Annotated in this window: 13 protein-coding genes; 12 read left to right on the top strand and 1 reads right to left on the bottom strand. The window is 70.7% G+C overall.

The annotated features are described in order from the left end of the window. Window positions 1–118 precede the first annotated feature (118 nt). From AC1RSK_RS17550 to trxA, 9 genes are all read left to right on the top strand, one after another. Complete coding sequence (locus AC1RSK_RS17550; RefSeq protein ID WP_492908898.1) at window positions 119–1,072, top strand: alpha/beta hydrolase; 954 nt, start codon at window positions 119–121, stop codon at window positions 1,070–1,072. Window positions 1,073–1,253: 181 nt separating this feature from the next. Continuing rightward, window positions 1,254–3,050 (top strand): M3 family oligoendopeptidase, encoded by a 1,797-nt coding sequence (locus AC1RSK_RS17545; RefSeq protein ID WP_492908897.1) that lies wholly within the window; start codon window positions 1,254–1,256, stop codon window positions 3,048–3,050. 25 nt (window positions 3,051–3,075) lie between these two features. Further along, window positions 3,076–3,909 (top strand): 1-acyl-sn-glycerol-3-phosphate acyltransferase, encoded by an 834-nt coding sequence (locus AC1RSK_RS17540; protein ID WP_492908896.1) that lies wholly within the window; start codon window positions 3,076–3,078, stop codon window positions 3,907–3,909. A gap of 196 nt (window positions 3,910–4,105) precedes the next feature. Continuing rightward, window positions 4,106–4,552 carry a tRNA (adenosine(37)-N6)-threonylcarbamoyltransferase complex ATPase subunit type 1 TsaE gene (tsaE, locus tag AC1RSK_RS17535; RefSeq protein ID WP_492908895.1) on the top strand — a complete coding sequence of 149 codons (447 nt, stop codon included), beginning with the start codon at window positions 4,106–4,108 and terminating at the stop codon, window positions 4,550–4,552. Beyond that, the gene (gene amgK / locus AC1RSK_RS17530) at window positions 4,542–5,648 is read left to right on the top strand and encodes an N-acetylmuramate/N-acetylglucosamine kinase AmgK (RefSeq protein WP_492908894.1); all 1,107 of its coding nucleotides are present in this window, start codon (window positions 4,542–4,544) and stop codon (window positions 5,646–5,648) included. Before tsaE ends, amgK begins: the two co-directional genes overlap by 11 nt. Next, entirely contained in the window at window positions 5,645–6,376 is a 732-nt protein-coding gene (gene murU, locus AC1RSK_RS17525) for an N-acetylmuramate alpha-1-phosphate uridylyltransferase MurU (protein ID WP_492908893.1), read from the top strand. Before amgK ends, murU begins: the two co-directional genes overlap by 4 nt. Window positions 6,377–6,554: 178 nt before the next feature. Next, on the top strand, window positions 6,555–9,533 hold the full coding sequence (gene addB / locus AC1RSK_RS17520) for a double-strand break repair protein AddB (RefSeq protein ID WP_492908892.1): 2,979 nt from the start codon (window positions 6,555–6,557) through the stop codon (window positions 9,531–9,533). After that, window positions 9,530–12,979, top strand: a complete 3,450-nt coding sequence (gene addA / locus AC1RSK_RS17515) for a double-strand break repair helicase AddA (protein ID WP_492908891.1) — start codon at window positions 9,530–9,532, stop codon at window positions 12,977–12,979. The genes addB and addA overlap by 4 nt, the downstream gene beginning before the upstream one ends. A 72-nt stretch (window positions 12,980–13,051) precedes the next feature. Further along, window positions 13,052–13,384: a thioredoxin gene (trxA, locus tag AC1RSK_RS17510; RefSeq protein WP_492908890.1), complete on the top strand. Its 333-nt coding sequence runs from the start codon at window positions 13,052–13,054 to the stop codon at window positions 13,382–13,384. A gap of 270 nt (window positions 13,385–13,654) precedes the next feature. Here trxA and AC1RSK_RS17505 read toward each other — a convergent pair whose 3' ends face one another. Continuing rightward, a complete protein-coding gene (locus AC1RSK_RS17505) occupies window positions 13,655–14,095 on the bottom strand; it encodes a hypothetical protein (protein ID WP_492908889.1) in 441 nt (146 codons plus the stop codon). 204 nt (window positions 14,096–14,299) lie between these two features. Between AC1RSK_RS17505 and AC1RSK_RS17500 the strand changes: the two genes are divergently transcribed. From AC1RSK_RS17500 to AC1RSK_RS17490, 3 genes are read left to right on the top strand one after another with little or no spacing between them, the layout of a single operon-like run. Next, window positions 14,300–15,412, top strand: a complete 1,113-nt coding sequence (locus tag AC1RSK_RS17500; RefSeq protein ID WP_492908888.1) for an HlyD family secretion protein — start codon at window positions 14,300–14,302, stop codon at window positions 15,410–15,412. Next, window positions 15,409–17,013 carry a DHA2 family efflux MFS transporter permease subunit gene (locus AC1RSK_RS17495; protein ID WP_492908887.1) on the top strand — a complete coding sequence of 535 codons (1,605 nt, stop codon included), beginning with the start codon at window positions 15,409–15,411 and terminating at the stop codon, window positions 17,011–17,013. The genes AC1RSK_RS17500 and AC1RSK_RS17495 overlap by 4 nt, the downstream gene beginning before the upstream one ends. A gap of 16 nt (window positions 17,014–17,029) precedes the next feature. Continuing rightward, window positions 17,030–17,635: a TetR/AcrR family transcriptional regulator gene (locus tag AC1RSK_RS17490; protein ID WP_492908886.1), complete on the top strand. Its 606-nt coding sequence runs from the start codon at window positions 17,030–17,032 to the stop codon at window positions 17,633–17,635. Window positions 17,636–17,844: the final 209 nt, after the last annotated feature.

Genomic DNA, 17,844 nt, shown 5'->3' with positions numbered 1-17,844 from the left:
CAGACGCCCGTCAACCTGACCCGAATTGTGGAAGCTAGGGCCAAGAGGGTTAAGGCCGCCTAACCGTGTTTCCCGAGTTTGAGGAATGAAACCTGTGATGACGATGGACCGACGGACGATGGTTCAGGGTGTTCTGGCGGCCGGCGCCGCCGCGGGATTGCCGGGCCTGACCTGGGCGGGCGATGGCTCCGGGCCGCCGATGCGGCTGTGGCCCGGCGCGGCGCCCGGCGGAACGGGGGTCAGCGTCGTCGAGGAGGAGACCGATCGCTCGCCGCCGCCGGCGGAATTGCGCGACCGGATCATCAAGGGGGTGCGTGATCCGGACCTGAAGGTGTTTCGCCCCGAAAAGCCCAACGGCGCCTCGCTGCTGATCGCCCCGGGCGGCGGCTACAAATGGGTGGTGCGCGACAAGGAGGGCTACGAATGCGCCGCCCGGTTCGCGGCGGCCGGGCTGACCGTCTATGTGATGAGCTACCGCCTGCCGGGCGACGGCTGGGCGGCAGGGCCGCAAACGCCGCTGCAGGACGCCCAGCGGGCCCTGCGGCTGGTGCGGCGCGAGGCCGGGCGGAAGGGATCCGGGCTGGACCCGGCCCGGGTCGGGGTGATGGGGTTCTCGGCCGGCGGGCATGTGGCCGGGTGCCTGAGCCTGATGTGGGACGAGCCGGTCTATGAGCCGGTGGACTCGGCCGACAAGCTGTCGGCGCGGCCGGACATCAGCGTGCTGGTCTATCCGGTGGCGACCATGAAGCCGCCGCTGGCCCATGCCGGCTCGCGCCAGTTGCTGCTCGGCAAGGAGCCAACGGCGGAGCTGGAGGCGCGCTGGTCGCTGGAAAACCGGGCCCGGGCCGATGCGCCGGCGACCTTCCTGCTGCACGCGGCCGACGATGCGTCGGTGCCGGTCGAGAACAGTCTGGCGCTGGAGGCGGCGCTGCGGGCGAAGAAGGTCCCGACCGAGATGCATGTGTTCGAGGAGGGCGGCCACGGGTTTGGGCTGCGGTTCACGCATGGCAAGCCGGTGGAGGTGTGGCCGGAGCTGGTGCTGAGCTGGTGGAAACGGCGGGGGTTTGTCTGAGGGCGCCCCCCTTATTCCGACCACCCCGACGAAAGTCGGGGCCCAATGTCCACCGCATCGAGAGGGGTCGGCTCTGATCAGCGCCAGCGCGTCTTCTGGTTTGCCAGCTGGGCCCCGACTTTCGTCGGGGTGATCGGAAAATTGAGTATCCGTTACGGTGACCCGGGACTAAATCCCCGCCATGTCCCAGCTTGCCAAGATCACCGCCGCCGCTCCCGAGTGGAGTCTCGCCGACCTCTATGCCGATCGCGCCGATCCGCGCATCGCCGCCGACATCGACGCGGCGCGGGCGGCCAATGACGCCCTGGCGGAGCTGGAGGGGCGGTTCCTTGAACTGAGGGGCGAGCCGGCGAAGCTGGGGGCGCTGATCGACAAGGGGATCAGGCTCTACGAGCAGGCGGCAGAGGGGCTGTATGCGGTGGGGGCCTTCGCCTCGCTGTCGGCCTCGACGGCCAGGGACGATCCGCGCTGGGCCAAGTTCGAGGCCGACTTCCGGATGAAGAGCGCCGAGATCGCCAGTAAATCCCTGTTCTTCACCCTGGAGCTCAACCAGCTGGAGGACGGCGAGATCGACGCGGCCTTGAAGGCCCACCCGGGCGCCGAGCGCTGGACGCCGTGGATCCGGCGGGTGCGGCTGTCGCGGCCGCATGAGCTCAGCCAGGACCTGGAGACCCTGCTGCTGGATCGGTCGCCGGCGGTGGCCAACTGGTCGCGGCTGTATGACGACACCCTGGCGTCCCTGCGGGCCAAGGTCGGGCGCGAGAGCCTGACCCTGCCCGAGACCCTGAACCGGCTGAGCGATCCGGACGTCAGGAAGCGCAAGGCGGCGGCCAACGGGCTGGCGACGGCGCTGGAAGCCAACGCCTCGACCATCGGCCTCTGCCTCAACACCCTGGCCTTCGAGAAACAGGTCGAGGATCGCTGGCGCAAGTACAGCTATCCGGCCGAGGGGCGGCATCTGGCCAACGAGGTGCATGGGGAGAGCGTCGAGGCCATGGTCGAGGCGGTGACCGACGCCTATGGCGCCACCTCGCACCGCTACTATGCGCTGAAGGCCCGGGTGATGGGCCGCAAGACCCTCGATCATTGGGACCGCAACGCGCCGCTGACCACGGCCCAGCCCAAGCTCTACGAATGGGGCGAGGCCAAGGCGATGGTGCTGGACAGCTTCAGTGCCCTGGCCCCGAAGTTCGCCGACGGGGCGCGGGTGTTCTTCGACCGGCCGTGGATCGACGCGCGGCCCCGGCCCGGCAAGCAGTCGGGGGCCTACAGCCATCCGGTCTGTTCCAGCCGCCATCCCTATGTGTTCATGAACTTCATGGGCGAGCGGCGCGACGTGCTGACCCTGGCCCATGAGCTGGGCCATGCGGTGCACCAGACCCTGGCCGCGCCGCTGGGCACCCTGCTGGCCGACACGCCGCTGACCCTGGCCGAGACGGCCTCGATCTTCGGCGAGGGGCTGGTGTTCGAGCGGCTGCTGGCCGAGGCGAAGGCTGAGGAGAAGCTGGGCCTGCTGGCCGGGCGGATCGAGGATGGCTTGAACACCGTGGTCCGCCAGATCGCCTTCCACCAGTTCGAGACCCGCTTCCACGAGGCGCGCAAATCCGGCGAGCTGAGCCCCGACGAGATCGGCGGGCTGTGGCTGGAGGTGATGGGGGCGAGTCTGGGGCCGGCGGTGCGTTTGAATCCCGGGTATGAGCACTACTGGGCCTATGTCAGCCACTTCGTGCACGCGCCCTTCTATGTCTACGCCTACGCCTTCGGGGACCTCTTGGTGCGGGCCCTGATGGAGAAGCGGCGCGAAGACCCGGCCGGGTTCGCGCCGGTCTATGAAAAGCTGCTCAGCGCCGGCGGCACGGCCACCTACGTCGAGGCGCTGGCGCCGTTCGGGCTGGATCCGCGCCAGAAGAGCTTCTGGGCGGCGGGCTGCGCGCAGCTGGAGCGGCTGGTCGACGAGTTTGACGCACTGGTCGCCTAGGGGCGTTTCGCCTTAGATGCGGGGCATGGGCGGAAAACATATCGTCGACGTGCTGATCGAGGAGCGGGCGCCGAAGCTGGCGGCCTCGCTGGTCTGGCCCGTGGTGCGGCCGTCGCTGTACCGGACCCTGCACTATCCGCAGGCCGTGGCCATGGCCGACGCCATCGCCCCGGTCGGCGGCGGCGAGGCGCTGGCGCACATCTCCGACCTGCTGGCGCTGGATGTGGCGGTGAGCGGCCTCGAACACCTGCCGTCGACGGGACGGGTCATCGTGGTGGCCAACCATCCGACCGGCATCGCTGACGGCATCGCCCTCTACGACGTGCTCAAGGGCCCGCGGCCGGACGTGGTCTTCTACGCCAACAGCGACGCCCACCGGGTCTGCCCCCGCTTCGACGAGACCCTGATCCCGGTCGAATGGGTCAAGGCCAAGCGCACCCGGGAGCGCACCCGGCTGACCTTGCAGATGACCCGCGAGGCGATGGAGGCCGAGCGCTGCCTGGCTATCTTTCCGGCCGGGGTGCTGGCGCGGCGGGGGGCGGACGGGGTGCTGTCGGACAAGCCCTGGATGTCGACGGCGCTCTCGGTGGCCCAGAAATACGCGGCGCCGGTGGTTCCCGTGCATGTCGACGGGCCCTGGTCGACGCTGTTCCACTTCTTCAACGGCTTTTCGCCGGAGCTGCGGGACATCACCCTGTTCCACGAGCTGCTCAACAAGCGCGGGCGGCGGTTCACCCTGACCTTCGGCAAGGTCATTCCGCCCGAACGGATGGCGGGGCAGGTGGCCGAGGTGGTCAGCGAGAGCCTGAAGCATTTCGTCGAGCGGGTGCTGCCGGCCGATGCGGAGGCGGTGTTTTGACGACGAGCGAAGCGAGCCTTCTCCCGCTTGTCGGGAGAAGGTGGACGCGAAGCGGCCGGATGAGGGCAGCGCCGGCTTCGGGTGCCTGGGCGCGTTCTGGCGCGTTCGGCGCTGTCGCTGATCTTCAACGGCTGGTGCTGCCCTCATCCGACCCCCTTCGGGGGCCACCTTCTCCCGACAAGCGGGAGAAGGATTCGTGAGTGTGATCATCCTGCCCGATGAATCCGCCACCCAGGCCCTGGGCCGTAAGTTGGCGATCCTTTTGCGGCCCGGCGAGGCCATCTGCCTGTCGGGGCCGCTCGGGGCCGGCAAGTCGACCCTCGCCCGCGCCCTGATCCGCGCCCTGACTTCGCCGATCGAGGATGTCCCCAGCCCGACCTTCACCCTGGTGCAGTTCTACGACGGCCGCGACTTCCCGGTCGCCCATTTCGACCTCTACCGGCTGAGCGATCCGGACGAGGCCTATGAGATCGGGCTGGACGAGGCGCTGGACGGCGGGGCGGCGTTGATCGAATGGCCGCAGCGGCTAGAGGGTCGCCTTCCGGCCGACAGACTGGATATAGAGATCGCGATAGAGGGTGACGGCCGCACGGCGCGGCTGACCCCGCACGGCGCCTGGAAGGACCGACCGCTTGAGTTCTGATCGTGACAGCCTGAAGGCGGATTTCCTGCAACGCCACGGCCTGGGCGCCGCGCGGCGCCAGCCGCTGGCCGGCGACGCCTCGACGCGGGCCTATGAGCGGCTCTACCCCGCCGATGGGCCCAGCCTGATCTTCATGGACCAGCCGCCGCGGGCCGAGACCCCGCCCTGCCCGCCGGACGCCACGGTGGAAGAGCGGCTGGCGCTGGGCTTCAACGCCGCCTACAGGCTGGCCTCGGGGCGGGTGGACGCCTTCGTGGCCTGCGCGCGCCATCTGACGGACCTGGGGCTGTCGGCGCCCCAGATCGTCGCCTTCGACGCAGGCGCAGGGCTGGCGGTGATCGAGGACCTCGGCGACGGGCTGTACGCCAGCGAGATCGCGGCGGGCCATGACGAGGCGCCGCTGTACGACGCCGCCATCGACGCCCTGGTCATGCTGCATGCCGCCCCGCCGCCGGCCATGCTGGGCGGCGACTCTCGCGGAGAGGGGGACGCCGTCTGGCCGCTGCTGACCTACGACCAACTGGCCCTGACCATGGCCAGCGACCTGTTCGTCGACTGGCTGCCCAAACTGCGGCCCGGGTTCGCGCCGGACGCGGCGGCGCTGGCCGCCTGGGAGGCGGTGTGGACGCCGATCCGCCAGCGGGCGGAAGCGGAAGCCGAGGTCTTCTGCCATCGCGACTACCACGCCGAGAACCTCATCTGGTTGCCGGGCCGGATGGGGCCGGCGCGGGTCGGGCTGATCGATTTTCAGGACGCGGTGAAGGCGCACCGGGTCTGGGACCTCTCCATGCTGCTGCACGACGCCCGGCGCGAGGTGACGCCCGAGCGGGAGGCGGCGGCGCTGGAACGCTATCTGGCGGCGCATCCAGGGCTGGATAGGGCCAAGTTCCTCAGCGACTACCATGCCCTGGGGGCGCTGAACGTGGCGCGGATCATCGGCATCTTCGCCCGGCTGGTCGTGCGCGACGGAAAGCCGAAGTACGAGGGCTTCCTGCCGCGGCTGTGGCGCTATCTCGACAGCTGCATCGCCGATCCGGCGCTGGGCGAGCTGAAAGACTGGTTCGACACCCATGTGCCGACGGAGGCGCGGCGATGAGCGCGACCCCCACAAGCGCGCCAAAGACGGCGATGGTGCTGGCGGCCGGGCTGGGCACGCGGATGCGGCCGCTGACCAACGACCGGCCCAAGGCGCTGGTCGAGGTCGGCGGCAAGGCGCTGATGGACCATATGCTGGACCGTTTGGCGGCGGTCGGGGTCGAGACGGCGGTGGTCAATGTCCACTACTTCGCCGACCTGATGGAGGCGCACCTCAAGGCGCGGACGGCCGCGCCGCGCATCGTGGTGTCGGACGAGCGGGCTCAGGCCCTGGAGACCGGCGGCGGGGTCAAACACGCCCTGCCGCTGCTGCCGGACGAGGCCTTCTTCGTGGCCAACATCGACGCCATCTGGCTGGACGGCGCCGCGCCGGCCATCGAGCAGGTGGTGGCGATGTGGGACCCGGCGAAGATGGACGTCTGCCTGATGCTGGCGCCGACGGCGACGTCGATGGGGTTTCACGACACGGGGGATGTGTTTCTCGAGGCAGACGGCAGGGTGCGGTTCAAAGAGCCTGGGGAGACGGCGCCATACGTCTATGTGGGCTTGCACATCTGCAAGCCGTCAGTGGTGCGGGACGGGCCGGAGGGGCCGTTCTCGCTGCTGCCGCTGTGGAAGGCGCTGGCGGAGCGGGGCCGCCTGTACGGCGTCAGCCCGCCGGGGCTGTGGATGCACGTCGGCGACCCGGCGGCGCGGGAACTGGCCGAGGCGAAACTGGCCTCCTCCTAACTCCGATTATCCCGACGAAAGTCGGGACCCAGCTGGCAAACTGTGTGCTGGTCAGCTCTGATCAGCGCCACTGCTTGTTCCGCTGGTGGACCCTGGGCCCCGACTTTCGTCGGGGTGATCGGCTTTGGGGGAATGGCAGGGATTCTTCAGCGTCGTCGCGCATGCCATAACAAGGCGAATGTCCGACCACCCCGCCAACTGGTTCTCCATCCCCGCCCATCGGCCGTTTCTCGACGACCTGGCGGCCGGGCTGGTGGACGCCCTGCCGGGGCCGGAGGATGTGCCGGGGGCCTTGCTGCTGGTGCCGACGCGGCGGGCGGTGCGGGCGCTGACGGAGTCGTTTCTCAAAGCATCAGGCGGACGGGCGGTGCTGTTGCCGCAGATCCGGGCGCTGGGCGACCTGGACGAGGGTGAGCCGCCGTTCGAGCCGGGGGACGCGGGGCTGGATCTGCCGCCGGCCATCGATCCGATGCGGCGGCGGTTCGAGCTGGCGGCGATGGTCAATCGGGCCTCGGAGATCGGGCTGGGCGCCAGCCATGCGCTGGAGCTGGCCGACGCCCTGGCCGCCTTCCTCGATGCTGCGGCTATCGAGGAGGCGCCGGTGGCCGAGCGGATCGAGGACCTGGTCGACCAGGACCTGGCGTTGCACTGGCAGATCTCGGCCGGGGTGCTGAACCTGACCATCCGGGAGTGGCCGAGGCGGCTGGAAGAGCTCGGCCTGATGGACGTGGCCGACCGGCGGGTGAAGCTGCTCGACCACCTGGCCCGCAGCTGGACCGAGCATCCGCCGCAGGGGCCGGTGATCGCCGCCGGCTCGACCGGGGCGCAGCCGGCGACGGCGCGGCTGCTGAAGGTCATCGCCGGCCTGCCGCGCGGGGCGGTGATCCTGCCCGGGCTGGACGAGGACCTGGCCGACAGCGCCTGGGCCGAGGTCGAGGACCAGCATCCGCAGGGGGCGATGAAACAGCTTCTCAAGCTGGCCGGCGTGCCGCGCGGCGATGTGCGCACCTGGCGCCCGGACACCGACCGGCGCGGCCGTTGGCGGCGGCGGGTGATCAACGAGGCCCTGCGGCCGGCGGCGGCGACGGCCGACTGGCTGGCGGTCATCGCCGCGCTGCGGGCCGAAGCCGAGGACGGGATCGATCCGTTCGAGGAGGGTCTGAAGGGCCTGTCGACGGTCACCGGGGCCGGCGAGGAGGAGACGGCCGAGGTCTGCGCCCTGCTGCTGCGCGAGACCCTGGAGACGCCCGGTAAGACCTGCGCCCTGATCACCCCGGACCTCAGCCTGGCCCGGCGGGTGTCGGCCAAGCTGGCGCGCTGGGGGGTGGCGGCGGACAGTTCGGCCGGGGTTCCGCTGACCCTTAAACCGGCCGGGGCGCTGGCCGTGGCCATGGCCGAGCTGGTGCTCGATCCGGCCAGCCCGGTGGCCCGGCTGCAGATCTTGAAGAGCCCGCTGACCCGGCTGGGGCGCGAGCCTGACGTGCTGGCGGAACAGACCGAGGTGCTGGAACGGCGGGGGCTGCGCGGGCCCCGGCCGCGCGGTCCGGAGGCGCTGGCCGCCAGGCTGAAGGACCAGGCGGAAAAACACCCGGGTAAAATTCCGGAGTTCGAAACGGCGGCGGCGCTGTCGATCGATCTCGATACGGCGGTCGAACTGGCCGGGGCGGCCTTCGCCGAGGGGCCGGCAGATGTCGGCGAGGCGGCGGCGGCTTTGACGGCCGGGCTGGAAGCGGTCTGCGCGGGCGCGGAGCTGCTGTGGGCGGGCCCCGAGGGCGAGGCCCTGGCGCGGCTCTTGAGCGGCCTGATCGCCGAGGGCGGGCTGCTGCCCCGGGTGACCCGGCAGGGGTTCGTCACCCTGATGCAGCGGATGATCGCCGAGGAGAGCGTGCGGGGCGGCGAGGCGGCGCATGCGCGCCTCTCGATCATGGGGACCCTGGAATCGCGGATGACCCGGGCCGACCGGCTGGTGCTGGCCGGGCTGGAGGAGGGGGTGTGGCCGCGCGGGGCGCCGATCGATCCCTTCCTGTCGCGGGCCATGCGCCGGACGCTTGGACTTCCGAGCCCCGAGCGGCGGGTGGGGCTGTCGGCCCACGATTTCGCCCAGGCCGCCTGCGCGCCCGAGGTGGTGCTGGTCTCCAGCGCCCGCCGCGAAGGGGCGCCGGCGACCGAGAGCCGCTGGCTGTGGCGGCTGAAGACGCTTGCCAAGGGGGCGGGGCGCACCCTGCCGACGCGGCCGGAACTGACCCTCTGGGCCAAGGCGCTGGACGGCGGAGTCGGCTATGCGCCGATCAAGCGGCCCAATCCGATGCCGCCGGTCGCCGACCGGCCGCGCGACCTCTTCGTCACCCGCATCGAGACCCTGGTGCGCGACCCCTATGCGGTCTGGGCGCGGGACATCCTGGGGCTCTATCCGCTCGATCGGCCCGACCAGCTGGTCGAATCCATGGCCCGGGGCACGGCCATCCACGCGGCCTTCGAGGCGCTGTCGCGGGCCTGGCCGATCGCCGATCCTGAGGGCTTCTTCGAGAAGCAGTACCTGGACGAACTGACGGCGGCCGGGCTGACGGCGGCGGCCCTGGCCCGGGAGCGGGTGCTGGCCCGGGAGACGGCGCGCTGGGTGGCCGATTTCGAGCGGCGGCGGCGGGCCGATGGCCGCACCGTCCATGTCGAGGTCAAGGGGACCATGGACTTCCATGTCAACGGCGTCCCCCATTCGCTGAGCGCCAAGTCCGACCGGATCGAGATCACCCCGGACGGGGTCGGCCATATCCTCGACTACAAGACCGGCTCGGCCCCGACGGCCAAGATGATCGACACCGGGTTTTCGCCACAGCTGACTCTGACGGCGGCGATCCTGGAGGCGGGCGGCTTTGATGGCCTGAAGGGCAGCTGGGGCGACCTGACCTATGTGAAGGTCACCGGCCGCGATCCGCCGGGCGTCGAGGAGACGCGCAAGGCGGCCGGCGAGGAGAGCGCCGAGGCGGGGATGGCGGCCTTCGAGGGGGCCATGAAGCTGCTGGCCGCCTACCAGAACCCGATGCAGGGCTATCCCAGCCGTACGGCGCCGCAGTTCGTGAAGACCTATGCCGGCGACTACGACCACCTGGCGCGGGTGTTCGAATGGTCGACCGGGGCCGAAGGGGAGGAGGGCGAATGAGCCTGATCCTCGACAAGGCCCAGGCCCTGGCCGCCGACCCGACGCTCAACGCCTTCGTCACCGCCAATGCCGGCTCGGGCAAGACCAAGACCCTGATCGACCGGGTGGCGCGGCTGCTGCTGGCCGGGGCGCCGCCGTCGGCCATCCTCTGCGTGACCTACACCAAGGCCGCCGCCGCCGAGATGCAGGCGCGCCTGTTCGAGCTCCTGGGCGGCTGGGCGGTGACGCCGGACGAGAAGCTGAGAGAGGCCATGTCCCGGCTGCTGGGGCCGGACAACAGCCAGGAGCTGCCTGAGGCGCGGCGGCTGTTCGCCCGGGCGCTGGAGACGCCGGGCGGGCTGAAGATCCAGACCATCCACGCCTTCTGCGAGCAGCTCTTGCGGCGGTTTCCGCTGGAGGCGCGGGTGTCGCCCGGCTTCACGGTGATGGACGATGCGGCCGTCGCCCTGGTGGCGCGCGACGCCCGGGCCCGGCTGGCGGGACTGGCCGGCGGCGAGGACGTGGCGGTGTCGGAGGCCTATGCGCGGCTGGCCATCGCCCTCGACTACCTGAGCTTCGAGGGGCTGTTCCGGACCTTCGAGGAGAAGCGCGGGGCGATCGGCGACTACCTGGCCTCGGTGGATGGTCTGGGCGGCGCGGCGGCCGACGTCTGGGCGCGCTGCGGTTTCCTCGATGGCCCGACCAGCCTGGCCGAAGTCGAGGGGCTGGCGATCGAGGAGACCGACCTTTCGCTCTGGAGATCGGCGGCGGCGGTGCTCGGCCAGGGGACCAAGACCGACATCGGCAATGCCGAGAAGATGCTGGCCGTGGTCCTTGGGCCCACGCTCGGCGGCATGCTGGGCTGCCTGTTCACGCAAGGCGGGGCCGGCACGCCGGCGACCTGGGTGGCCAAGACCTCGGGACTGAAGAGCCGCGAGGACCTGCGGGCGTTCCTGCTGGCCGAGCAGGAGCGGCTGCTGGTCGCCCGCGATCTCGTGCGCGGCGCGGTGATCGCCGAGGACACCTTGGCCGTGCTCTGCCTGGCCGAGCGCTATGCCGACGCCTACGCCCAGGCCAAGGCCGAGCGCGGGGTGCTGGACTTCGCCGACCTGGTGGCGCGGGCGCGGGACCTGGTGGCCCGGTCGCCGGGCGCGCCCTGGGTGCTCTACAAGCTGGACGGCGGGCTGGAGCACATCCTGATCGACGAGGCGCAGGACACCGCGCCGGAACAGTGGGCCATCGCCGAGAGCCTGACCGAGGAGTTCTTCGCCGGAGCGGGCCGGGTGCGGCCGGCCGGCGGGCCGGAGCGGACGCTGTTCATCGTCGGCGACGAGAAGCAGTCGATCTACAGCTTCCAGGGGGCCGATCCCGACCGGCTGCTCAGCGAGACCCGGCGCTACATCGACCTGATCCGGGGAGCGGGCCGGCGGGCCGAGGCCGCGCCGCTGACCACCTCCTACCGGTCGGTCGAGACGGTGCTGGCCTTCGTCGACAGCCTGTTCTCCGATCCGCGCACCCATATCGGCGTGCGGGCGCCGATGGATACGGACGTCCTGAAGCATGAGGCCTCGCGGCTGGAACAGCCGGGCTGCGTCGACCTCTGGCCGCTGGAGGTCGAGGAGCCGGCCCAGGAGCGCGACGCCTGGGATGCGCCGCTCGACGTCGAGAGCGAGGGCAGCGCCAACCGGCGGCTGGCGCGGCGCATCGCCCGGGAGATCCGCGGCCTGGTCGAGCGGGGCGACACCGTCTTCGACAAGGCCGGCAATCCCAGGCCGGCCGGCTATGGCGACATCATCATCCTGGTGCGTCGCCGCCGCGCCCTGTTCGAGGACATCATCCGCGAGCTGCGCAAGGCCGGCGCACCGGTGGCCGGGGCCGACCGGCTGGTGCTGTCGGCCCATATCGCCTTCGACGACCTGCTGGCCCTGGCCCGGTTCGTCCAGTTCCCGAACGACGACCTCAACCTGGCGGGGCTGCTGAAGAGCCCGCTGTGCGGGGTGAACGACGAGGAGCTCTACGCCATCGGGCGGGGGCGCAAGGGCAGCCTGTGGGCGGCGCTGCGGGCCAGCGCCCTGCCGGCGCGGGGGTTGCTGGACGAGGCCCTGGCCCTGGCCCCGGGGCGGCCGCCGTTCGAGTTCTACAGCCGGGTGCTGGCCCTGAAGGACGCCGCCGGGCGGTCCGGCCGGGCGCGGATGCTGGAGCGGCTGGGCTCGGAGGCCGGCGATGTCATGGACGAGTTCCTGGCCCGCACTTTGGAGGCCGAGCAGCGCGGGGTGCTCGACCTGGAGCGGCTGGCGGCGGCCTTCGAGGGGCTGGAGATCTCGGTCAAGCGCGAGATGGAGGCCGGCGGCGGCGAGGTGCGGGTGATGACCGCCCACGGGGCCAAGGGGCTGGAGGCGCCGATCGTCTTCCTGCCCGAGACGACGGTGAAGACCGGGGCGCGAGGCTCGGCCCTGCTGGAGACGGGAGATGGCGGTTTCCTCTGGGCGCCGCGCGCCACCGAGGACTGCGCGGCCAGCGCCGCCGCCCGTCAGCGCCGCAAGGACAAGGACGAGGGCGAGAGCTGGCGGCTGCTCTATGTGGCCCTGACCCGGGCCCGGGATCGGCTGGTCCTTTGCGGCCGGGCCCCGGCCCGGATGAAGGAGGGGAGCGTCCCCGAGGGCTGGTACGGGGCGATGGCGGCGGCCTTCGACCATGCCGACGTGGCCGGGCGGGTGAAGAGCGTCACCCTGGAGGGCGGCTTCAGCTTCCAGCGGTTCGGGGACGATCCGGCCCCGTTCGCGGGGATGCGGGTGGAGGGGCCGGCCGCCGCGCCCGCCGCCGCCCCGTGGCTGACCGTTCAGGCGGCCCCCGAGCCGCCGGCCACGGCCTGGGCCTCGCCCTCGCAGGCGGCCAGCCGCAGCCGGCTGCCGGCCCCCTCGCCGCTGAGCCGGCAGGGCGGGCTGGACCGGTTCCGGCGCGGCGATGTCATCCACCGGCTGCTGCAGCTGTTGCCGGATGTGCCGGAGGCGGAGCGGCGGGAGGCGGCGGCGCGGCTGTTGGCTCGCGAACCGGACCTGACCGACGTCCAGCGGGCGGAGATGATCGGCGCGGCCATGGGGGTGCTGGAGCACCCGGACTTCGCCGAGGTGTTCGGGCCGGGCTCGCGGGCCGAGGTGGGGCTGGCCGGGTCGGCCAAGGCCCTGCCCGAGGGGCTGGCCATCTCCGGACGGGTCGACCGGCTGGTGGTGACGGCGGACAGGGTCACGGTGGTCGACTACAAGACAAACCGTCCGGCCCCGGCCGATATTTCCGGGGCCGATCCGACCTATGTGGCCCAGCTGGCCATCTATGCGGCGGTGCTGGGCGAGGTGTTTCCGGGCCGCGAGGTGCGGGGCGCCCTGGTCTGGACCGATGGTCCCAAGCTGATGCCCGTTCCAGAAAAGATGATGGCCCAGGCCCTGGCCGCCCTGCCCGGAGCCCGTTGACCCGGCGCGCGATGCGCCTACATGCTGGACCTTGAAGGCGGGCGCTCGTGCGCCGCCGTAAGGAGATTTTCGATGAGCACCGTCAAGGTCACCGACGAGTCCTTCGAGAAGGACGTGCTGCAGGCCCAGGGGCCCGTGCTGGTGGACTTCTGGGCCGAATGGTGCGGCCCCTGCAAGCAGATCGCCCCGGCCCTGGAGCAGATCTCGGAAGAACTGGCCGACCATGTGACGATCGCCAAGGTCAACATCGAGGAAAGCCCGACGACGCCCTCGCGCTACGGCGTGCGCGGCATCCCGACCATGATGCTGTTCCGCGACGGCCAGATGACCTCGATGAAGGTCGGGGCCATGCCCAAGCAGAAGATCGTCGAATGGCTCGGCGAGGCCGGGGTGAAGGCGGCTTAAGGGCCAGGCTTCATGGTTTGAGATTTGGGGCGCTGTCCGTTGGGGCGGCGCCCCTTTTCGTTGGTGGGCGGTTTCGCTCTCCGCCCCCGAGAGGGGGCGGAGGACGGTTCGGAGCGTGAGCGACGGACCAGGAGGCGGGGCCGCGCCGGCGGTTAGGGTTGTCGTTCTGAACCGGCGGGGGAGACCCCCTCGGTTTGGCTCGCTTGCAGCGCTCGCCAAATCCACTCCCCCGCCAAGCGGGGGAGAGCGAACCTCTCGCGCCCTGCCCGCCTAGAACGGCACTTCCGGTGGCGGTTCGGCCTTGGGCGGCGGGGCGGTCTTTTCCTGGATGACGTCGGCGATGGGGTCGCCCTTCGGGGCGGCCTTGGGGGTCGCTTTCGGCGCGGCGCCAGGCTTGGCAGGGGGCGGGGTTGTCCCGTTGGCGGCGGTCTCGGGGCCCTCTGGCGTTTCGGGCAGCGGTGCGGTCTTGGTCTCGACCTTCGGGCCGGGGGCCGGGGCCGGCGGCGGGGCGGTCTCGATGGCCTTGGGGTCGAAGGGGACGGCGTCGGGCGGGCCGGCGATCGGGCTGGGGGGCTGGGCCGTCGGGTGCTGGTCCCAGGCGGGGGCGGCGCGGCGCAGGCTGTCGCTCAGACCCATCCAGGTCCCGACGACGGCGCAACCGCCGAGCGCGATGACCACGAGACGCAGGGAGGAAGGCGAGATCCGGTCCATGGCCAGGAGACTACCGGCAGTCGCGCTTTACGAAAAGCGAAGACCTATTGGCGGCCGCGATGTTTGGTCGCCCGACACCAGGGTTGAAAACTGGACACCAACGTCCATTTAAGTCTTGCCGTCGCCGCCGACCGGCGGTAACGGCATCGTCGGACCCCGCTTTACGCGCCGTCCAGTTTTCATCTGTGTGGTTTGGGGCCTTCGATGCCAGCCGTCTCCAGGCAAAAACTCGTTCCCATGGTCGTGGCCGGCGTGGTCGCGGTCGGCGTTCTCATCGGCGGCGGCTTCTGGTGGCACGGCAAGCAGAGCTTCGAGGGCACCGACAACGCCTTCGTCCAGGCCGACACCGTCCAGGTCAGCCCGCAGGTCTCCGGCTATGTGCTGGAGGTGCTGGTGGCCGACAACCAGCGGGTCGAGGCCGGCCAGGTCATCGCCCGCATCGACCCCTCGACCATCCAGGCCCGCTATGACCAGGCGGTGGCCAATGTCCGCGCCCTGCAGGCCGACGTGCTGGCGGTGGACGACAAGGCGGCGCTGGAACAGGCGATGATCGCCCAGAAGGCGGCCGGGGTGTCGAGCGCCCAGGCCGACGCCGGCCGCATGGCGGTGGATTCGCGGCGCTACAGCGAATTGGCCCAGAAGGGCTGGGTCTCCGAACAGAAGGTCGAGCAGGTCAAGGCCGGCGAGAAGCAGAGCCAGGCCGGCGTCGCCGCCGCCCAGGCCGCCCTGGTGGCCGAACAGCGGGCCGCCGAGAGTCTTGGCTCGGCCCGCCAGCAGAAGGTCGCCCAGGTGCAGGCCGCCCAGGCCCAGGTCGAACAGGCGAGGCTCGACCTCGACCGCACGGTGATCCGCGCGCCCGTCGCCGGCGTCATCGGGGCCCGCTCGGTGCGGGTCGGCCAGCTGGTCTCGCCCGGCCAGACGATGATGGTGGTGGTGCCGCTGGGTGAGACCTATGTCGTCGCCAACTTCAAGGAAACCCAGCTGGCCCGGCTGCGGATCGGCCAGCCGGTCGAGATCAAGGCCGACGCCTTCGGCAAGCAGACGATTCGGGGCCATGTCGACAGCTTCGCCCCGGCCACCGGGGCCGAGTTCGCCCTGATCCCGGTCGAGAACGCGGTCGGCAACTTCACCAAGATCGCCCAGCGGGTGCCGGTGCGCATCGTCGTCGACAAGGGCCAGCCGGTCAGCGGGGCCCTGCGGCCCGGGCTGTCGCTGGAGGTCAAGGTCGACGTGCGGGTCAAATCGGGCGCCACCTTTGCCGAGTCGGGCGTCGCGCCCTCCCATATGGCGGCCGGTGAAGGGGCCGCGCGGCCGTGACCGACGCCACCGTGGACACGGTGGGGATCCCGCCGGCCAAGGCGTCCGGCGAGGTCGACTGGACCCGGCTGCTGATCGGCTTTGGCGGCATGGCCATCGGCCAGTTCATGGCCATCCTCGACATCCAGATCGTCGCCGCCAGCCTGCCGCAGATCCAGGCCGGCATCGGGGCCAGCGCCGACCAGGTCAGCTGGATCCAGACCGCCTACCTGATCCCGGAAGTGGTGATGATCCCGCTGTCGGCTTACCTGTCCCGCCTTTGGGGCACGCGGCTGGTGTTCATGATGAGCTGCGCCGGCTTCATCGTCATGAGCGTCATCGCCGGGCTGTCGACCAGCATCGAGTTCATGATCGTCGCCAGAGCGCTTCAAGGGTTTGTCGGCGGGGCCATGGTGCCGACGGTGTTCGCCACCGCCTTCACCGCCTTTCCGCCGGAGAAGCGGATCCTGGCCAATGTCGCCACCGGCATGATCGTCACCCTGGCCCCGACCGTGGGGCCGATCTTCGGCGGCCACCTGACCGAGTGGTTGAGCTGGCGCTGGCTGTTCTTCATCAATGTCGGCCCGGGCCTCCTCAGCCTGTTCCTGGTCGGCCGCTACGCCAACTTCGACAAGGGCGATCCGAAACTGGCCACCGGCTTCGACTGGTTCGGCCTGGCGATGATGGCGACCTTCCTGATGAGCCTGCAGTACGTCGTCGAGGAAGGGTCCAAGAACGACTGGTTCAGCGACGGGACCATCCTGTGGCTGACCGTGCTGTGCGCCATCACCGGCGTCACCTTCGTCTGGCGCACCCTGACCTACTACCAGCCGCTGGTGCAGCTGCGGGCCTTTGCCGACCGCAACTTCACGCTCGGCATCCTGATGACGGCGGTGGCCGGGACCAGCCTCTATGGCGGCACCTTCCTGATGCCCCTGTACCTGGGCCGGGTGCGGCATTTCTCGGCGGCCGAGGTCGGCACCACCATGCTGGTCAGCGGCATCAGCATGTTCGTCACCGGGCCGCTGGTCGGCCGGCTGGCGCGGTCGATCGACGCGCGCATCCCGATGGTCATCGGCTTTTCCATGGTCGCCTGGGGCATGTGGCTGGGCCATGACATCACCGGCGACTGGGGCTTCTGGGAGTTCGCCGCCCTGCAGGCCTTCCGCGGCAGCGGGGTGATGATCGCCCTGATCGCCACCAGCCAGATGACCATGTCGACCCTGCCGCCGCCGATGATCAAGGACGCCTCGGGGATCATGAACCTGGCGCGCAATACCGCCGGGGCCATCGCCATGGCCTATCTGTCGACCACCCTGACCACCCAGACCGCCAACCATATGAACGCCCTCAGTTCGCGGGTGACCATCGCCTCGGTCGACGCCCAGGCGATGATCGCCGGCCTGACCCAGCGGATGGCCTCGATGGGGGTCTCCGACCCGGCCGGGGCGGCGCGCAAGGCGTTTTCCTCCTTCCTCAACCAGCAGGCCTCGATCCTGGCCTTCGGCGACGGCTTTGCCGTCCTGGCCATAGCCGGGGCGGTGGCCGCGGTCCTGGCCCTGCTGGCCAAGCCCGCCAAACCCTCGACGGCCGCCCTCGAAGCGGCCGCGGAAGCCCATTAGCGAGTAAGATCGGGATATGCCCAGACTCACCGGACAGATCGACCTGGCCAAGACCGAGGCCATCCTCGACGCCGCCTCCGAGGTGCTGGCCGAGCGCGGGCTGGCGGCCCCGATCGAGGAGATCGCCCGCCGGGCCGGGGTGTCGAAACAGACCATCTACAACCGCTATGGCGGCAAGATCGAACTGGTCCGGGCCCTGGTCGAGAAGCGGGTCGACAGCATCACCGCGCCGCTCCGCGTCCCGGGCGCCGAGGAGCATCCGGAAGAGACCCTGACCGCCTACGCCCGCAGCCTGCTGCAGGTGATCGAGCGTGGCGGCTACAGCCTGATGCGGCTGACCATCCAGAGCGCCGGTGAACTGCCGGAACTGGCCCGGGAGGTCTATGCCAACGGACCGTTGCGGTCGCGCGGCCAGCTGGCGGAATTCCTGCAGCTGGAGACCCGGGCCGGCCGGCTGAAGGTCGACGACCCCATGCAGGCGGCCGAGTTCTTCGGCGGCATGGTCATGGCCAACCGCCAGATCCAGTCCCTGCTGCGGCTGCCGACCGACCTGTCGGAGGCGGAGATCGAGCGGCTGGCCAGCGAGGCGGCGCGGGTGTTCATGCGGGCGTATGCGGTGTGAAGCGCGAAGCGCCCTTCTCCCGCTTGTCGGGAGAAGGTGTCGGCGTAGCCGACGGATGAGGGCAGCGCCGGCTTCAGGCGACTGCTCTCGTTCTGGCGCGTTCGGCGCCGTCGCCAATCTTCTTAGGCCGGTGCTGCCCTTGTGTGTTTGCGATCTGTCATTGTGCCGATTGCGGGCGGTCGTAGCAGCGACCGCCCGCGACGGCAGTA

This window comes from Caulobacter sp. GW821-FHT11A05, assembly GCF_058809015.1.
This window is presented reverse-complemented; position numbering and strand designations above follow the sequence as displayed.